This is a genomic window from Streptomyces sp. CRN 30 (assembly GCF_034105845.1).
This window is the reverse complement of the sequence record NZ_JAVRHI010000439.1, coordinates 17580-35337: the sequence shown is the minus strand read 5'-3', so window position 1 is coordinate 35337 and position 17758 is coordinate 17580. Positions and strand designations below refer to the sequence as shown.

The 17758-nt window shown below is 71.4% G+C and carries 16 protein-coding genes; 12 read left to right on the top strand and 4 right to left on the bottom strand.

The window, feature by feature from the left end:
* Both UW392_RS48505 and UW392_RS48500 read right to left on the bottom strand, forming a co-directional pair.
* Entirely contained in the window at window positions 1–1743 is a 1743-nt protein-coding gene (locus tag UW392_RS48505) for a dihydroxyacetone kinase family protein (protein WP_320781771.1), read from the bottom strand.
* On the bottom strand, window positions 1740–3107 hold the full coding sequence (locus UW392_RS48500; protein ID WP_320781770.1) for an MFS transporter: 1368 nt from the start codon (window positions 3105–3107) through the stop codon (window positions 1740–1742). Before UW392_RS48500 ends, UW392_RS48505 begins: the two co-directional genes overlap by 4 nt.
* A gap of 235 nt (window positions 3108–3342) precedes the next feature.
* Between UW392_RS48500 and UW392_RS48495 the strand changes: the two genes are divergently transcribed.
* The 5 genes from UW392_RS48495 (at window position 3343) to UW392_RS48475 (ending at window position 7751) form a co-directional block, all read left to right on the top strand.
* Window positions 3343–4104, top strand: a complete 762-nt coding sequence (locus UW392_RS48495; protein WP_320781769.1) for a FadR/GntR family transcriptional regulator — start codon at window positions 3343–3345, stop codon at window positions 4102–4104.
* A gap of 92 nt (window positions 4105–4196) precedes the next feature.
* Complete coding sequence (locus UW392_RS48490) at window positions 4197–4892, top strand: GAF and ANTAR domain-containing protein (RefSeq protein WP_320781768.1); 696 nt, start codon at window positions 4197–4199, stop codon at window positions 4890–4892.
* A 42-nt stretch (window positions 4893–4934) separates the two neighbouring features.
* On the top strand, window positions 4935–6248 hold the full coding sequence (locus UW392_RS48485) for a cation:proton antiporter (RefSeq protein ID WP_320781767.1): 1314 nt from the start codon (window positions 4935–4937) through the stop codon (window positions 6246–6248).
* Window positions 6249–6388: 140 nt separating this feature from the next.
* A complete protein-coding gene (locus tag UW392_RS48480; protein WP_320781766.1) occupies window positions 6389–6796 on the top strand; it encodes a roadblock/LC7 domain-containing protein in 408 nt (135 codons plus the stop codon).
* A 139-nt stretch (window positions 6797–6935) separates the two neighbouring features.
* On the top strand, window positions 6936–7751 hold the full coding sequence (locus tag UW392_RS48475) for a ribonuclease BN (protein WP_320781765.1): 816 nt from the start codon (window positions 6936–6938) through the stop codon (window positions 7749–7751).
* Between the two features lie 91 nt (window positions 7752–7842).
* Here UW392_RS48475 and UW392_RS48470 read toward each other — a convergent pair whose 3' ends face one another.
* Window positions 7843–8943 carry a LacI family DNA-binding transcriptional regulator gene (locus tag UW392_RS48470; RefSeq protein WP_414497526.1) on the bottom strand — a complete coding sequence of 367 codons (1101 nt, stop codon included), beginning with the start codon at window positions 8941–8943 and terminating at the stop codon, window positions 7843–7845.
* Between the two features lie 203 nt (window positions 8944–9146).
* Between UW392_RS48470 and UW392_RS48465 the strand changes: the two genes are divergently transcribed.
* The 6 genes from UW392_RS48465 (at window position 9147) to UW392_RS48440 (ending at window position 16199) form a co-directional block, all read left to right on the top strand.
* On the top strand, window positions 9147–10073 hold the full coding sequence (locus UW392_RS48465) for a sugar ABC transporter permease (protein WP_320781764.1): 927 nt from the start codon (window positions 9147–9149) through the stop codon (window positions 10071–10073).
* Window positions 10074–10080: 7 nt separating this feature from the next.
* Window positions 10081–11040: a carbohydrate ABC transporter permease gene (locus tag UW392_RS48460; RefSeq protein ID WP_320781763.1), complete on the top strand. Its 960-nt coding sequence runs from the start codon at window positions 10081–10083 to the stop codon at window positions 11038–11040.
* Window positions 11041–11136: 96 nt separating this feature from the next.
* Window positions 11137–12477, top strand: coding sequence for an ABC transporter substrate-binding protein (locus tag UW392_RS48455; protein WP_320781762.1), 1341 nt, complete (start codon window positions 11137–11139; stop codon window positions 12475–12477).
* A gap of 82 nt (window positions 12478–12559) precedes the next feature.
* The gene (locus UW392_RS48450) at window positions 12560–14599 is read left to right on the top strand and encodes a beta-galactosidase (protein WP_320781761.1); all 2040 of its coding nucleotides are present in this window, start codon (window positions 12560–12562) and stop codon (window positions 14597–14599) included.
* Between the two features lie 68 nt (window positions 14600–14667).
* Entirely contained in the window at window positions 14668–15303 is a 636-nt protein-coding gene (locus UW392_RS48445; RefSeq protein WP_320781760.1) for a sugar O-acetyltransferase, read from the top strand.
* A gap of 104 nt (window positions 15304–15407) precedes the next feature.
* Complete coding sequence (locus UW392_RS48440; RefSeq protein ID WP_320781759.1) at window positions 15408–16199, top strand: SAM-dependent methyltransferase; 792 nt, start codon at window positions 15408–15410, stop codon at window positions 16197–16199.
* A 10-nt stretch (window positions 16200–16209) separates the two neighbouring features.
* Here the strand turns inward: UW392_RS48440 and UW392_RS48435 are convergent, their stop codons facing one another.
* The gene (locus UW392_RS48435; protein ID WP_320781758.1) at window positions 16210–16386 is read right to left on the bottom strand and encodes a hypothetical protein; all 177 of its coding nucleotides are present in this window, start codon (window positions 16384–16386) and stop codon (window positions 16210–16212) included.
* A gap of 196 nt (window positions 16387–16582) precedes the next feature.
* On the opposite strand from UW392_RS48435, the gene UW392_RS48430 reads away from it, so the two are divergent.
* The gene (locus tag UW392_RS48430; protein WP_320781757.1) at window positions 16583–17758 is read left to right on the top strand and encodes a spore photoproduct lyase family protein; all 1176 of its coding nucleotides are present in this window, start codon (window positions 16583–16585) and stop codon (window positions 17756–17758) included.

Genomic DNA, 17758 nt, shown 5'->3' with positions numbered 1-17758 from the left:
TCAGCTTTCCTCGATCTGCTCGGTCAGCACGCCGTGCACGGCGCGGGTGATCAGGGCCAGGGAGTGGGCACCGGCGTCCGGCGTGCCCAGGGACTTCTCCGCGTGCGGCCTCGCCCGGCCCTTGCGGGGCAGCAGGCCGGCCGTGGCGACGGCGGCCTCCGACGCGGCCGTCGCGGCCCGGTCCCAGGCGGTGTTCAGGCCGTCGCCCGCCGACACCCGCGCGGCGAGCGTGTCGGCGAACGGCACCAGCACGTCGACCATCGTCTTGTCGCCGACCTCGGCGCCGCCCAGCCGCCGGACGGCGGCCGACGCGTCCGCCACCCCCGCGGCCACACGAGCCGCGTCCGGAGCCTCCTCGTCACCCAGCGCGGAACCGATCGCACGCAGGATCGAACCCCACAGGGCACCGGAGGTACCGCCCGCCTTGTCCGCCCAGGCGTCGGCGGCACGGGTCAGGACGGTGGCCGCACCCGCACCCAGGGCGCGCGCCTCGGTCGCGGCCAGACGCGCGGCCGTCGAGCCGCGCTGCATACCGATGCCGTGGTCGCCGTCACCGGCCACCGCGTCGATCCGGCCCAGCTCCTCGACGTGGGTGTCGACGGTGGCGGCCACCGCCTCCAGCGCGGCCAGGACCGTCCCGGCCGCCCGCCGCGAGGCGTCGGAGGCGGCGGGGATGTCCGCGTCCTGGGTCTCCTCGGCCTCCGCCGCCGGACGGACCGGCTGCTCGGGCTCGCCGAGGGTGCCCTTGCGGAACGCCGGGGTGTCGGCGGGGGCCCGCCACAGCTCTTCGAGGAGGTCGTCCAGCCAGGTCAGGGTGAGGGAGACACCGGCCATGTCGAAGCTGGTGACGAGTTCGCCGACCTCGGGGTCGACGATCTCCACGCCGGCCTCTTCGAGGAGGGCCGCCACCTTGCGGTAGACGACGAACAGCTCCTCGTACTTCACGGAGCCGAGGCCGTTGAGGACGACCGCGGCGCGCTGCCCGGACGCCTCCCCGACCTCCTCGGGTATCTCCTTCAGCAGGGCGGAGACCAGCAGCCGGGCGGCCTCGTCCGCGGTGGGGAGGTCCTGCTCGCCGATGCCGGGCTCGCCGTGGATGCCGAGGCCGACGGCCATGCGGGCCTCGGGAACGGTGAACAGCGGGTGGTCGGCGCCGGGGAGGGTGCAGCCGGAGAAGGCGATGCCGAAGGAGCGGGTGCGGGCGCCGGTGTGCGCGGCGACGTTCAGCACCTCCTGGAGCGGCAGTCCCCGCTCGGCCGCGGCGGCCGCCGCCTTGAAGACGGGCAGGTCGCCGGCGATGCCGCGGCGCTTGTCCGCCTCCTCGGGGGAGCCGCTGGCCACGTCGTCGGTGACGGCATAGGTGCGGGCGTCGACGCCGTCGGCGGCGAGCCGTTCGGCGGCCTGCCCGAAGTGCAGGACGTCACCGGCGTAGTTGCCGTACATCAGCAGGACTCCGGCGCCGCCGTGCGCGGCGCGGGCCACGGAGCGGATCTGGGCGGCGGAGGGCGAGGCGAAGACGTTGCCGACCGCCGCGCCGTGCGCGAGGCCCCGGCCGACCAGGCCGGAGAAGGCCGGGTAGTGGCCCGAGCCGCCGCCGATCACCACGGCGACCTGGCCCTCGGGGGTGCCCCCGGCTCGTACGACGCCGCCGGTGACGGGCCGCACCCAGCGCCGGTGGGCGGCGGCGAAGCCTTCCAGCGCCTCGTCGGCGAAGGCTGCGGGGTCGTTGAACAGGCGGGTCATCGAAGGGCCTCCATGGTCTGGTGCTCGGGGTCGGGGGCCGGTTCGTCGGTGCTGTGGCGGGTGGCGAGCCAGATCATCAGGGCGGCGGAGACCAGCATGAAGAAGCCGACCAGGTAGAGCGGTACGTAGTAGGCGCCGGTCCAGTCCTTGAGCCAGCCGGTGATGTAGCTGGAGGCGAACCCGGCGACGTTGCCCGCCGTGTTGATCAGGGCGATGCCGGCCGCGGCGGCGGCCCCCGTCAGGAAGCGGGAGGGCACCGACCAGAAGACGGGCAGGGCGGCGAAGATGGCGCACGCGGTCACGGTGATGACGGCGACCGTGGCGGTGGGCGAGCCCATGTAGAGGGCGAGCGGGATGGAGAGGCCGCCGACGACCGCCGGGCCGGCCACGTGCCAGGTGCGGGTGCCGTGCCTGGTGGCGTGCCGGGTCCAGAAGAACAGCACGATGGCGGCCGGCAGGTACGGGATGGCGGTGATCCAGGCCTTGTCCATCACGCTGAACGTGGTGTCGTACTGGTCCTGGAAGCCGTTGATGATCGTCGGCAGGAAGAAGGCCAGCGCGTACAGGCCGTAGATGAAGCCGAAGTAGACGACGGCGAGGATCCAGACGCGGCCGCTGGTGAAGGCCTTCTTGAGGTCGCCCTTGGCGTGCTTCTCCTCGTGGCCGTCCTTCTGGGCGTTCTCCGCGGCCAGCTCCGCGGTCAGCCAGTCGCGCTCGGCGGGCGTCAGCCACTTGGCGTCGGCGGGCCTGTCGATCAGGTAGAACCAGGCGATGACGCCCAGCAGGATCGCGGGGATCGACACGAAGAGGAACATCACGCGCCAGCCCTCAAGGCCGAAGAGGCCGTGGTGGCCGATCAGCCAGCCCGCGAGCGGGGCGCCGAAGACGGTGGTCAGCGGCTGCGCGAGGTAGAAGAGGCCGAGGATCTTGGTGCGGTGGCGGGAGGGCACCCACTGGCTCAGGAAGAGGATGGCGCCCGGGAAGAACCCGGCCTCGGCGACGCCGAGCAGGAAGCGCAGCGTGTAGAGGCCGCCGCTGCTGTTCACCCAGGTGAAGAGCAGGGAGACGATGCCCCAGGTCACCATGATCCGGGCCAGCCAGCGGCGGGCCCCGAAGCGGTGCAGGGCCATGTTGCTGGGGACTTCCAGCACGATGTAGCCGAGGAAGAAGATTCCGGAGGCGAACCCGAACTGGGCGGCGGTCAGGGCAAGGTCCTGGCCCATTCCGTTCGGCTCCGCGAACGAGACGGCCGTGCGGTCCAGGTAATTCACGAAGAACATCAGGGCCACGAACGGAACGAGGCGGACTGAGATCTTCTTGATGGCAGTTCTCTCGACTGCCGCGGATGGCGCGTCGGCGACCATGGCGACTCCTCGGCTCGCCCGGACAGCTCCGTCCGGGGTGGGTCACGCGGCGGCACGCCGACGAAGGGCGGCCGTCCGGATCGATCTCACGCTATGCCGCCGATCCAAATTGGTCACCAATTTACCAGTGTGGCGACGATCATAGATTTCGAAGCAGCCCAACTCTTGACAAACCTCACTCGTACGGCCGATGAACCGGCTGGTCAGTGCGGGTGCGGGGCCATCTGGTTGACTGGTGACCGTGACCAGTCAGCCTGATCAGCAGTCCCCGGACGCCGCTCCCGACCTGGCGCGGCTGCTGCGCCCCGTGGTGCGCGAGTCCTCCGTCAGCGAGGTCGCCAAGCGGCTCCTCGACCACCTCTCCGCCGGGCACATCAAGCCCGGCACCCGGCTGCCCGCCGAGCGGCAGCTGGCCGAGGCGCTCGGGGTCGCGCGCTCCAGCGTGCGCGGCGCGCTGTCCGCGCTGGACGTCCTGGGCATCATCGAGATCCGGCCGGGTTCCGGCTCGTACGTGCGCGAGGGCACCTCCGAGTTCCTGCCCCGGGCGATCAACTGGGGGCTGATGCTCGGCCAGCGCCGCACCCAGGACCTGGTCGAGGTCCGCACCTACATGGAGGGCGTCTCCGCCCGGCTGGCCGCCGAACGGGCCACCGACGAGGACGTGGCCCTGCTGGAGGCCCACCTGGGGCACATGCGCGCGGCGCGCGGCGACGTCACGGCCTTCATCGACGCGGACATCGCCTTCCACCTGGAGTGCGCCCGCATCGCCCGCAACAGCGTCCTCAGCGACATCCTGCACAGCATCCGGGCCCTGCTCCAGGTGTGGATGGAGCGGGTCAGCGACATCGAGGGCACGGTCAGCGGGACGCTCTGCGAGCACGACGCCGTACTGGAGGCCATCCGCGCCCGCGACCCGGAGGCCGCCGACCGGGCGATGGCGGAGCACATGCGGATGGCCAGCGCCCGGCTGCGCGCCTCCGTGGACGGCGACGTCTGAGCCTGCCGCGTCCGTTCCCGGGCAGGCGTACCGGGCCGGACCCCTGCATGCTGGGACCCGGGGGTCATCGGACCGACAGGAAGGAGGACGGCATGACGGTGGACTGGCAGATCTTCGCCCGGCAGATGGCGTCTCTCTCCAGGGACCTGCTGGCCCAGCAGTCGGTGGACGACACCCTGGAACGGATCACCCGGGCGGCCACCGAACTGGTCGAGGGGTGCGAGGCCGCGGGCATCCTGCTCGTACGCGACAAGGAGGTCCGGTCGCTGGCGCCCACCGAGCAGCTCGTGATCGACAGCGACCGGCTCCAGGAGAGCCTCGCGGAGGGCCCCTGCTTCGACGTGGCCCGCACCGCCTCCGAGGAGCGCACATTCCGGATCAGGGACTTCACAGCCGAGACGGAGCACTGGCCGGCCTATGTGTCCCGCGCCCGCGAGCTGGGGATCGGCAGCATGATGGGCATCCTGCTGTACACCGAGGACGAGGACCTCGGCGCGCTGAACTTCTACTCCCGCCGGCCCGGCGCCTTCACCGAGGCGAGCGAGACGGCCGGCTGGCTGCTCGCCTCGCACGCGGCGGTGGCCTTCTCCAGCGCCCGCCAGCACGCCCAGATGCAGCAGGCCATCGAGACCCGGCACACCATCGGCGAGGCCATGGGCATCCTGATGGGCAGTCACAAGCTCACCGAGAAGCAGGCGTTCGATGTGCTGCGCCGCTACTCCCAGGAGCGCAACGAGAAGCTGCGGGACGTCGCCCGGCGCGTCTGCGAGGGAGGCAGACTGACCTGACGGGAGGGCGTACGCCCACCGTGCCGGGGGCACACGACAGCGGTGACCACGGCCGACTTCCTCTTCATGCTGCTGGGGGCCGGCGCTCTCGCGGCCGCCGTCCTGCCCCGTCTGGTGGCCGGACGCCCCCTGTCCATGCCCCTCGTCTTCCTGCTGTGCGGGATAGCCCTGCACCTGCTGCCGGGCCCCGTGCCCGACATCGACCCGGTCACCGACCGGGTGTGGGTGGAGCACCTCACCGAGATGTGCGTCGTCGTCTCGCTGATGGGTGCCGGACTCGCCCTCAACCGCCCCTTCGGACGCCTGCGTTGGCAGTCCACCTGGCGTCAGCTCGCCATCACCATGCCGGTCACGGTCGCGGTGACCGGCCTGCTGGCCTGGTGGCTCCTGGACTGGCCGCCGGCCGCCGCGCTGCTGCTGGCGGCGGTCCTCGCCCCCACCGACCCGGTGCTCGCCTCCGAGGTGCGGGTCGGTGCCCCCACCGACTCCGAACACGACGAGGACGAGGTGCGGTTCGCCCTCACCAGTGAGGCCGGCCTCAACGACGGGCTGGCCTTCCCCTTCGTCATGGCCGCCTGCGCGCTCACCGCCGCCGCCGGCACCGGCTTCTCCGGCTCCTGGATCGGCGACTGGCTGCTGGTCGAGGTGGCCTACCGGTGCGCGGCGGGCGTCCTGGCCGGACTGGCGGTGGGCCGGCTGCTCGGCTGGCTGTTCTTCCGCGCCGGACGGCAGGCGCTGCGCCTGTCGGAGCACCGCGAGGGTTTCGTCGCCCTCGGCGCGACGTTCCTCGCCTACGGGGTGACCGAACTCGTCCACGGCTACGGCTTCCTGGCCGTCTTCGTCGCGGCCTGCGCCATCCGCGCCGCCGAACACGACCACGGCTACCACACCGTCCTGCACGACTTCGTCGAGCAGGTCGAACGGCTGCTGACGGCCGGGCTCCTCTTCCTGCTGGGCGCGTACGTCGCCCAGGGCGCCCTCGCCGCGCTGACCTGGCAGGGCGCCCTGGTGGGCCTGCTGCTCCTGCTCGTCGTACGGCCGCTGACCGGCTGGGCGGCGCAGTTCGGGACGGCCGCCGGGCCCCGCGAACGTCTGGTGACCGCGTTCTTCGGGATGCGCGGCATCGGCACGCTGTTCTACCTCGCGTACGCGCTCGGCACGCACGAGTTCCACGTCCCCGCCGAGGAGCTGTGGGCGGTGGTCACCTTCACCGTCCTGGTCTCGGTGGTCCTGCACGGCACGACGGCCTCGCCGGTCGTCTCCCGGCTCGACCGGATGCGGCTGCGCCGGGCCCGCCGCCGACGGCCCGAGGGCGCGCCCCCGGACGAGGCCGAGGTCGCCGGGGAACGGCTGTGAAGAAGGTGCGGAGAAGTCCGAATCGATCAGTAACTCTCGTATAGTGATCGCTCGTTGAACGCGGAGTGACGGTCGGCGGGTCGGACGGCCGGCCGCCGGCCCGTTCCCTCGCTCGCGCGACCGGAAGGCGACACGACCCCATGACCGGCACCACGACCGCCGACTCCCAGCTCACCTGGCTCATCGAGGGCCTCCTTGAGCGCACCCCCGGCGCGCGCCACGCGCTCGTCCTCTCCCGCGACGGGCTGAAGCTGTGCCACACCCCCGGCCTCTCCGCCGACCGGGCCGACCAGCTCGCCGCGATCGCGGCCGGCATCCAGGCACTGGCCCACGGGGCGTCCGCGGAGTTCGGCGACGGCAGCGGCGGGGTGCGCTCGGCGATGACCGAGTTCTACGGCGGCATCCTGTTCATCGTGGAGGCCGGTGAGGGCGCGCACCTCGCGGTGGTCACCGGCGAGGAGGCGGACGCGGGCCTCGTCGGGCACACCATGGGCGAGCTGGTCGAGCAGCTCGGCGCCCACCTGACGGCGCCGCCGCGCTCCGTCTGAGGCGGCGACCCCTCCTACGACCGCGTGGCCCGCGCAGCGCGCGGCCGGGCGGGCGGCGGGCTACGTTGGTTCGACCGGCCCGGTGCGGACGGCCCCGCCCACGGGCCGTCCCGTGGACCGTCCCGAGGAGCGCGCTGTCGTGAACCGGTTCCTGAGCCCGTTCCACCGCCTGTGGGACCGGCTGGCCGCCACCGCCCTGGTCCGGCGCGGCCGGGAGCTGGAGCTGATGCACCGGGCCATGGGGTTCGCCACCCTCGCGCTGGTCACCCTCGCGCCCCTGCTGATCGTGGTCGCCGCCGCCGACCCGCTCGGCCGCGGCGGCTTCGCGGCGTGGCTGGCCGACGGCATGGGCCTGTCGGGACGGTCGGCGCGGGTCCTCACCGACATCATCAGCCCGCCCCGTGAGGTCATCGGCACCACCAGCATCTGGGGCGGTCTGCTCCTCGCCGTGTTCGGTGTCTCCTTCGCGGCGAGCGTGCAGAACGGCTACGAGCGGATCTGGGGCCTGCCCTCGGGGCCCTGGCACCGCGTCTGGCGCCAGCTGACCTGGGTGGTGATGCTGACCGCCTACCTCTATCAGGAGGTGCAGACGCGGACCGGGCTGCACGGTGCCGCGCGGATCGTGCTGTCCACGGTGACCGGCACCCTGTTCTTCTGGTGGGGCCAGCACTTCCTGCTGGGCAGTCAGGTCCGCTGGCGCGACCTGCTGCCGGGGGCGGTCGCGACGATGGTGGGTCTCATCGGCCTGCGCGGGTTCTCGTACCTGGTCTTCACCCCGCTCATCCTCGACAACGCGATCAGCTACGGCACGGTCGGCATCGTCCTCGTCGTGGAGTCCTGGCTGATCGGCGTGGGCTTCGTGGTGTTCGGCGGGGCGCTGGTGGGCCACTGGTTCCGGGAACACCACTGGCTCCCCCGGCACACCCGTGCCGGGGAGGGGACCGACGACGCCTGACTCCCGCGTCGGCCGAGACACCGGTCCTGCCCGTCGGGGCACACTTGCCCGCCTGCGCGGGCACTCGTCCGCCACCCGCGCGCACCGGCCCTCACCGCCCCGGCGGAGCCCCCGTACTGGCCCGTTCCACCAGCCGGGTCGGCACCAGCGTCGTCCCGTGCTCCGGAACGTCCTGCCGCATCTTGCGCAGCACCGCCGCCACACACAGCCGGCCCACCTCGGCGAAGTCCTGATGGACGGTGGTCAGCGGCGGCAGGAACGAACCCGCCTCGGGGATGTCGTCGAAGCCGATGACACTCACGTCGTCCGGCACCCGCCGCCCGCTCTCGTTGAGGGCGCGCAGCAGCCCCAGCGCCATCTGGTCGTTGGCGGCGAACACCGCGGTGCAGTCCTCGCGCGCGGCGAGTTCCAGACCGGCCCGGTAACCGGACTCGGCCGACCAGTCGCCGCGGACCGGCGGCGGCGGTGTGCGCCCCGCCTCGGTGAGGGTGGTGTGCCAGGCGTCCGCGCGGCGCTGCGCGGCGTAGGAGTCCTCCGGGCCGGCGAGGTGCCACACCGTCTCGTGGCCGAGATCCAGCAGGTGCCGCACGGCCGCGCGGGTGCCGCCGCCCTGGTCGGTGTCGACGACCGTGTAGTGCTCGCCCGCGTCGGAGTCGACGACCACGACCTGCACGTACGGCGGCAGGGTGACGGTCGCCGCGTCCAGCAGGTGCACCTCCATGATGACGATGACCGCGTCGACGGCGAGTTCCTCCAGGCGCGAGAACGCGCCGCGCACCTCGTCCTGCGTGGGCACGGCCACCGGCAGCAGGGTGACCGCGTACCCCTCGTGCGCGGCGGAGGTCGCGATCGCCTCCAGCGTGCGCACGTTGCCGGTCGTGGCCAGTGTGAAGGTGATCACTCCGATGGTGCGGAACTCACCGCTCTTGAGCGCCCGTGCCGCGCTGTTGGGCCGGTAACCCAGCTGCTCCATGGCGGCCCGCACCTGTCTGCGGGTCTCCTCGGTCACCCCGGCGTAGCCGTTGGAGACACGGGAGACGGTCTGTGAGGAGACCCCCGCCAGCCTGGCCACATCGGCCATCGAGGCGTTCTGCGCCCGGCCGCCGCGCCTGCGCCGCGGTTCTGTCACGGGTGGCCCCGGGGGTCCCGCCGGTGCGGGCGTGTTCGCCTCGGCCCGCTCGACCGTGTCCACTCGCCGTCCACCGCCTTTCCTTGCTCGCGTCGTGCTTGCCCCGGCCGTGGCCCACAGGCCACTTGACCGTCTTCCCCGGGGCACGGTAGACATGCCGCCACCGGATGTTGACGTAAACCTAACAACCCCAGCCCGTCTCCGCGCTGTGCGATGTTTACGTAAACATCGCGAGAGTCACACAAAGTGAACCAGCAAGGAAAATCATGACGACGCTGCACCCCCCAGCGGCCACCGGACCGCGGCCCGCACCGCCCCGCGCGCGACGCGACCGCCGATCCTGGACGGGATGGGGCTTCCTCGGTCCGTTCGTGGCCGTGTTCGCCCTGGTCTTCCTCGCGCCGATCGCGTACTCGATCTGGCTGAGCCTCTTCCGCGAGCAGCTGATCGGCGGCAACACCTTCGTCGGCCTGGACAACTACCAGCAGGCCCTGCAGGACGAGCGGTTCTGGGACTCGCTCGGCCGCGTGCTGCTCTTCCTGGTCGTGCAGGTGCCCATCATGCTGGGGCTCGCGCTGCTGGTCGCCCTGGCACTGGACAGCGGGCGCCTCTACGGCCGTGACTTCTTCCGGATCTCCATCTTCCTGCCGTACGCCGTGCCCGCCGTGGTCGCGACCCTGATGTGGTCGTTCATCTACGGCACCCGCTACGGCCTGGTCGGCGACATCAACGACGCGTTCGGGATATCGCTGCCCAACCCGCTCTCGGCGGACCTGATGCTGGCCTCCATCGGCAACATCGTCACCTGGGAGTTCATCGGCTACAACATGCTGATCTTCTACGCGGCGCTGCGGGTCATCCCGCACTCGCTGTACGAGGCCGCCCAGATCGACGGCGCCGGTCAGTTCCGTGTCATCACCGCCATCAAGCTCCCGGCGATCCGCGGCGCGCTGGTGATCGCGACGATCTTCTCCATCATCGGCAGCTTCCAGCTCTTCAACGAGCCGAGCGTGATGCGGCCGCTGGCGAAGAACGCCATCACCACGGACTACACGCCCAACTTCTACACGTACTCGCTGTCGTTCAACGGGCAGCAGCACAACTACTCCGCGACGGTCGCCATCATCATGGGTCTGATCACCATGGTCATCGCCTATGTCGTCCAGCTCCGCGGCATGCGCAAGGGAGCGTGAAGCAGCGATGACCACCCCCACCACCCAGGCTTCCAGCCGTACCTACGGCACCCCGGCCGGCCGCTCGCACGCGGCGCCCCGGCTGCGCTCCCACCGCCGCCGCGGCAGGCAGAGCTCCGCCAGCAAGCCGCAGCGCAGTGTGCTGCTGACCGTCCTGACCGGCCTGGTGCTGCTCTACAGCCTGGTGCCGCTGATCTGGCTGGTCATCAGCGCCACCAAGACCCAGGAGGGGCTGAGCGGTTCGTTCGGCCTGTGGTTCGACGACGACTTCGCCCTCTGGGACAACATCAGCCAGACGTTCAGCTACAACGACGGCGTCTTCACCCGCTGGCTGCTCAACACCCTGATGTACGTCGTCGTGGGGGCCGGCGGCGCCACCTTCCTGGCCGTGATGGGCGGTTACGCCCTGGCCAAGTACAAGTTCCCGGGCCGCAAGGCCGTGTTCGCGGTCATCATCGGCGCTGTGGCCGTGCCGACCACCGCGCTCGCGGTGCCCACCTTCCTGCTGTTCAGCAAGCTCGGGCTCACCAACACGCCCTGGGCCGTCATCATCCCGTCGCTGATCTCGCCGTTCGGCCTGTACCTCATGTGGGTCTTCGCCAACGACGCGATTCCTACCGAACTGATGGAAGCCGCGCGTATCGACGGTGCGAGCGAGGCCCGAACCTTCTTCCGAGTTGCACTGCCGTTGCTGGCTCCCGGTATTGTGACGGTCCTGCTGTTCACCATGGTCGCGACGTGGAACAACTACTTCCTGCCGTTGATCATGATCAAGGACCCCGACTGGTACCCCCTGACCCTGGGTCTGAACGCCTGGAACGCTCAGGCGCAGACGGCCGGTGGCGAGGTTGTGTTCAACCTGGTCATCACCGGTTCCTTGATCACCATCGTGCCGCTGGTCGCCGCTTTCCTGCTGCTCCAGAGGTACTGGCAGTCCGGGCTCGCCGCCGGGAGTGTCAAGGAGTGACAGCAGCGTCCCCCACGTAGTCCCCCCACGCATGTTCCATGTCCTGCACACCCCCGACAGGGCCAATGACGGCCACAAGGAAGTGGAAGCTCGACCATGCACAAGCACTCGCGCCGCCTGCTGCGCAGTATCGGACTCGTCTGCGCACTCGCCCTCGGCGCAACCGCCTGCGGTGACTCCGACGACGGATCCAGCCAGAAGTCCGTGTCCGAGTCGGACATCAAGGCAGCTCTCGAAAAGGGCGGCACGATCACCGTCTGGGCGTGGGAGCCCACCCTGAAGGAGGTGGCCGCCGACTTCGAGAAGGAGCACCCGAAGGTCAAGGTCAACCTCGTCAACGCGGGGACCAACGCCGACCAGTACACCGCCCTCTCCAACGCCATCTCGGCGAAGAAGGGCGTCCCGGACGTCGCTCAGATCGAGTACTACGCCATGGGCCAGTACGCGCTGACCAAGGAGCTGACGGACCTCACGTCCTACGGCGCCAACAAGCTCGCCGCGCACTACTCCCCCGGCCCGTGGACCGCCGTCCAGGCGGGCACCGACGGCGTGTACGCGCTGCCGATGGACTCCGGTCCGATGGCGCTGTTCTACAACAAGAAGGTCTTCGACAAGTACGACATCGAAGTCCCCGCCACGTGGGACGAGTTCGTCGAGGCCGGCCGCAAGCTGCACGAGGCCGACCCGAAGGCGTACATCATGGCGGACACCGGTGACGCCGGCTTCACCACCAGCCTGCTGTGGCAGGCCGGATCGCGTCCCTACTCGGTGACCGGCTCCACCAACGTGAGCATCGACTTCACCGACTCGGGCGCCAAGACCTTCGCCGACACCTGGCAGCAGCTCCTCGACGAGGACCTGGTCGCCCCGGTCAGCAGCTGGAGCGACGAGTGGTTCAAGGGCCTGGCGGACGGCACCATAGCCGCCCTGCCCACCGGCGCCTGGATGCCCGCCAACCTGGAGTCCGGCGCCAAGGACGCCTCCGGTGACTGGCGCGTCGCGCCGCTGCCGCAGTGGAAGGAAGGCGGCAAGGCGAGCGCCGAGAACGGCGGCAGCGCCCTCGCCCTCCCGGAGCTGGGCAAGAACGAGGCCCTGTCCTACGCCTTCGTCGAGTACGCCAACTCCGGCAAGGGTGTCCAGACCCGTCTTGAGGGCGGCGCCTTCCCGGCGACCACCGAGGACCTGCAGTCCTCGAAGTTCCAGGACGAGAAGTTCGAGTACTTCGGCGGCCAGCAGGCCAACAAGATCTTCGCCGAGTCGGCCGCCCAGGTCGCCGACGACTGGGCGTACCTGCCCTACCAGGTCTACGCCAACTCGATCTTCAACGACACGGTCGGCAAGGCCTACGCCTCGGACACCAAGCTCGCCGACGCGCTGAAGAGCTGGCAGGACGCCTCGGTGAAGTACGGCAACGAGCAGGGCTTCACCGTCAAGTAGCCGAGCAGTAGCAAGAACCCCAGGGGGCGGCGCGGCGAGACCGCGCCGCCCCTTCGCACATGCACCACTTGGAAGGACCGCCATGATCTCCACCCTCCTGTCGCGGCCCGGCGGCCCGGACGACGACCGGACTCCCCGTCTCGCCTACGGCGCCGACTACAACCCCGAGCAGTGGCCCCGTCAGGTGTGGGAGGAGGACGTCCGGCTGATGCGCGAGGCCGGCGTCAACGTCGTCTCCGTGGCGATCTTCTCCTGGGCGCGGCTCCAGCCGGGTCCGGACACCTGGGATTTCGGCTGGCTCGACGAGGTCATGGACCTGCTGCACGCGAACGGCATCGGCGTCGACCTCGCGACGGCCACCGCCTCACCGCCGCCGTGGCTCACCACCGCCCACCCGGAGATCCTCCCGGTCACCGAGCGCGGCGAGACGGTGTGGCCGGGCGCCCGGCAGCACTGGCGGCCCACCTCCCCCGTCTTCCGGGAGCACGCGCTGCGCCTGGTGCGAGAGATGGCGAATCGTTACGCGGCCCACCCGGCGCTGGTCGCCTGGCACGTCTCCAACGAGCTGGGCTGTCACAACATCTACGACTACTCCGACGACGCCGCCCGCGCCTTCCGCGGCTGGCTGCGCGCCCGGTACGGCTCGCTCGACGCCCTCAACCACGCCTGGGGCACCGCGTTCTGGTCGCAGCGCTACACCGACTTCGAGCAGATCCTGCCGCCGCGGCTGGCCGCCTCGCACCCCAACCCCACGCAGCAGCTGGACTTCAAGCGGTTCTCCTCGGACGCGCTCAAGGACCACCTGCGCGCCGAGCGGGAGATCCTGCGGGAGATCACCCCGGAGATTCCGGTCACCACCAACTTCATGGTGATGGGCGGCACCAAGGGCATGGACTACGCGGACTGGGCGGCCGAGGTCGACTTCGTCTCCAACGACCACTACGTGGTGCCGGGCCCGCAGGACCGCGACGAGCTGTCCTTCTCCGCCAACCTCACCAGCGGCCTGGCGGCGGGCCGGCCGTGGTTCCTGATGGAGCACTCCACCAGCGCCGTGAACTGGCAGCCCGTCAACATCGCCAAGCGGCCGGGCGACCTGGCCCGTGACTCGCTCACGCACGTGGCGCACGGCGCGGACGCGGTGTGCTACTTCCAGTGGCGGCAGTCGGCCGCCGGCGCCGAGAAGTACCACTCGGCGATGGTGCCGCACGCCGGTGCCGACAGCGACCTCTTCCGGGCGGTCGTCGAGCTGGGGAACACCCTCAAGACCCTCGCGCCGGTCGCCGGCAGCGACCGGGAGGCGGCCGACGTCGGCATCCTCTTCGACTGGGAGTCGTGGTGGGCGAGCGAGCAGGACTCCCACCCCACCTCGCTGCTGGACTACCGGCAGGAGGCGCTGGACTGGTACTCCGCGCTGCTGGCGCTCGGGGTCCGCGCCGACGTGGTCACCACCCGCGCCGACCTGCACCGGCACAAGGTGCTCATCGCGCCGGTGCTGCACCTGGTCCCCGCCGGGCTGGCCAAGGAGCTGACGCGCTTCGCCGAGCAGGGCGGGCACCTGGTCACCACGTACTTCTCCGGTGTCGTGGACGAGAACGACCACGTGTGGCTGGGCGGCTACCCGGGCGCCCTGCGCGAGCTGCTCGGCATCCGCGTCGAGGAGTTCGGTCCGCTGCTCGCCGGTGACACCGTGGAGCTGGACGACGCCTCCACCGGCAGCCTGTGGACCGACCGGGTCACCGTCACCGACCCGGCCACCGAGGTCCTGGCCGGCTACCGCACCGGGGTGCACGCCGGACGCCCGGCCGTCACCCGGCGGCCGGCCGGCGCCGGTTCGGCCGCGTACGTCTCCACCCGGCTCGGTGTCGCGGGGCTCACCGCGCTGCTGCCGCGGCTGCTGGAGCCCGCCGGGGTCTCCAGCGAGCTGCCCGCCGCCCTGCGCGGCCGGGTCGAGGCGGCCGTGCGGCGCGGTGCCGACGCCCGGTACGTGTTCCTGGTCAACCGCACCGACGACACCGTGCCGGTCACGGACGTGCCCGGTGAGGTCCTCACCGGCACCACCGGCGCCGACGGCACGCTCGTGCTCGGCCCGCGCGAGGTGGCCGTCCTGCGGCAGGCCCTCTAGTACACCGCTCCCGGTCCGCGCGCCCCCCGCCGGGGGGCGCGCGGACCGTCGCCCTTCCAGGAGGACCCGTGACACCCGATCCCCGCGAGACCGAGACCCGCCGCCGGATGGCGGCCCACGAGCTGTACTGCGACGGTGACCCCGGCCTGGAGGCGCTGGCGGAGGAGCGGCTGCGCGGCAAGGAACTGGCCGACGCCTACAACCGCACCGGCGCCCGCGACCAGGCGGGCCGCGACGCGCTCCTCGGGGAGCTGTTCGGCGCCGTCGGCACCGGTCTGTTCATCGAGCCGCCGCTGCATGTCGCCTACGGCCGCAACACGCGTTTCGGCGACGGGGTGTACGCCAACTTCGGCCTCACCCTCGTCGACGACGTCGAGGTGGTCGTCGGTGACCGGGTGATGTTCGCGCCGCACGTGACCGTCACGACCACCGGCCACCCGGTCCATCCGGAGCTGCGCCGGGACGGCACCCAGTTCTCGGCGCCGGTGGTCATCGAGGACGACGTGTGGATCGGCTCGGGGGCCCAGATCATGCCGGGGGTCACCGTCGGCCGGGGGTCGGTGGTCGGCGCGGGCAGTGTGGTGACGGCGCACGTCCCGCCGATGACGGTCGTCGCCGGCACCCCGGCCCAGGTGCTGCGCCGGATCACCGACGCGGACCGTGAGTGGTCCTACCGGCCGCCGCGCACGCTCAAGGCCGACTGACCGGCGCGGCCCCAACTCACCTGTCGTCAAGGCCCGTCCGCGTGCGCAGTACGATGATCCGCAGGTGCGGTCCCGACGCACCCCGGACGCGACGGAGCCCTGTGATGACGACGGACAGTTCCCGCCCCCTGGAGATCGACACCAGCAAGGCGCACCCCGCGCGCGTCTACGACTGGCTGCTGGGCGGCAAGGACAACTATCCCGTCGACGAGGCGGTGGGCCGGACCCTGCCGGCCGAGGCGCACGACGCGGCGCGGCAGAACCGCGCGTTCATGCACCGTGCCGCCGCCTGGCTGGCCGCGCAGGGCGTCGACCAGTTCCTCGACATCGGCACGGGCATCCCCACAGAGCCCAACCTGCACCAGATCGTCCAGCGGGCCGTGCCGACCGCGCGGGTCGTCTACGCCGACAACGACCCGATCGTGCTGCGGCACGCCGAGGCGCTGCTGGTGAGCCACCCCGAGGGCGCCACGGACTACATCCAGGCCGATGTGCGCACCCCGGACGAGATCGTGCGCCGGGCCCGCGAGGTCCTCGACTACGACCGGCCGATCGCGCTGTCGCTGATCGCGCTGATGCACTTCGTCCCCGACGACCAGGACGCCCACGGCATCGTCCGGCGGCTGGTCGCGACCCTGCCGTCCGGCAGCTACCTGGTCCTCTCGCACGCCGCGATCGACCTCTTCCCCGAGCTGGCGGAGCAGGTGGTCGCGCAGTACGCGAAGGGCGGCATCCGCCTCGGCTTCCGTACCCGGCCGGAGGTCGCCCGGTTCTTCGAGGGCCTGGAGCTGGTCGAGCCCGGCCTGGTGACGGCCACCGAGTGGTCCGGCCCGGGGCAGGAGAGCCCCGGGCCGGAGGAGAGCGGTATCTACGCCGCGGTGGCGCGCGTTCGCTGACGGCGGCCCGTCAGCGGCGGCGGCCACGGGCCGCCCAGCCGCTGCCGATCCCGCCGACGTGCAGCGCCAGCAGGGCGAGCCCGACGAGCATGAAGTTGACCGACGTGAAGATGTCGTTGGTCGAGATGTCCGCCGCGTTGATCAGAAACGCGATGAAGAACAGCACGGCGGCGACGATGGCGAGCACGGGGCCTCCTCGGTTCCGGTGACGTCTCCTGACGTCGTGTCACCCGTATGCCCCGGGTCGGGTTCCGGACACGGGGCGTTCTCCGGCGCCCGTGCGCGGACCGGGGGTGACAGGTCGAGCACGTACCGTGTGCGCCGTAGAGTGAAAGGGCGGGGTCCGTTTCCGTACCTCGCGCACCTTCTGTCCCGGAGTTCTCATGCCCTCTCCGTCCAGCACCCCGGACGCCGGTTCCGACGCGCTGTTCGGACTCGACGCGCTCGCCCCGGCTGCGAAGGCCCCGCCGGCCGGACCGGGGTTCCGGGACTCCGAGGCGGCCCGGCGGATGCTTTTCGTGCGGGAGATCTACGCGGAGCCCGCGGCGGCCGTGTCGCCGCGCGGCCGGGAGATCCGGGCGCGCTTCCCGGAGGCGCGGCTGATCGAGGTGGAGTCCCACTGGGGCATCCCGGGGCTGCACGGCAACGAGGGCAACGTGGAGCGCTGGGTCCGGGTGAAGGGCGAGACCCTGGTCCTGGGCGAGCGCAAGCGGCCCGTCACGCGCCCGAACGGCCGGTCCGCGGACTGGATCGCGCCGGGCGCCTCCAACGGCTGCGCGATGTCCTGCGCCTACTGCTACGTGCCCCGGCGCAAGGGGTACGCCAACCCGGTCACCGTCTTCACCAACATCGACCGGATCATCGCCCACATCGGCCGGCATGTCGCCCGGCAGGGCCCGAAGACCGAGCCGAACCAGTGCGACCCCGAAGCCTGGGTGTACGACATCGGGGAGAACGGCGACTGCTCGGTGGACGCGCTGATCAGCGACAACACCGCGGACCTGGTGCGCGCCTTCCGGCAGTGGCCGACGGCGAAGGCGTCGTTCGCCACGAAGTTCGTCAATCCCGACCTGCTCGCCCTGGAGCCGCGGGGCCGGACCCGGATCCGCTTCTCGGTGATGCCGCCCGAGGACGCCAGGCTGCTGGACCTGCGGACCTCGCCCGTGCCCGAGCGGATCGCCGCCGCGGCGGACTTCCTGGACGCCGGGTACGAGGTGCACCTCAACCTCTCCCCCGTGGTGCTCCGCCCCGGCTGGCAGGACGCCTGGCGGGAGCTGCTGGTCCACCTCGACGACGTCCTGCCGGAGCGGGTCAAGCGGCAGGCCGCCGCCGAGGTGATCATGCTGACGCACAACGAGGGGCTGCACGAGGTGAACCTCGGCTGGCACCCCCGGGCCGAGGAGCTGCTGTGGCGGCCGGAGCTCCAGCAGGCCAAGGTGTCCCAGAACGGGGCGCGCAACGTGCGCTACCGCAACCGGCCGAAGGCGGCGGCGGTGGACACCCTGCGTGAGCTGATCGGTGTCCACGCCCCCTGGCTGCGCGTGCGTTACGCGTTCTGA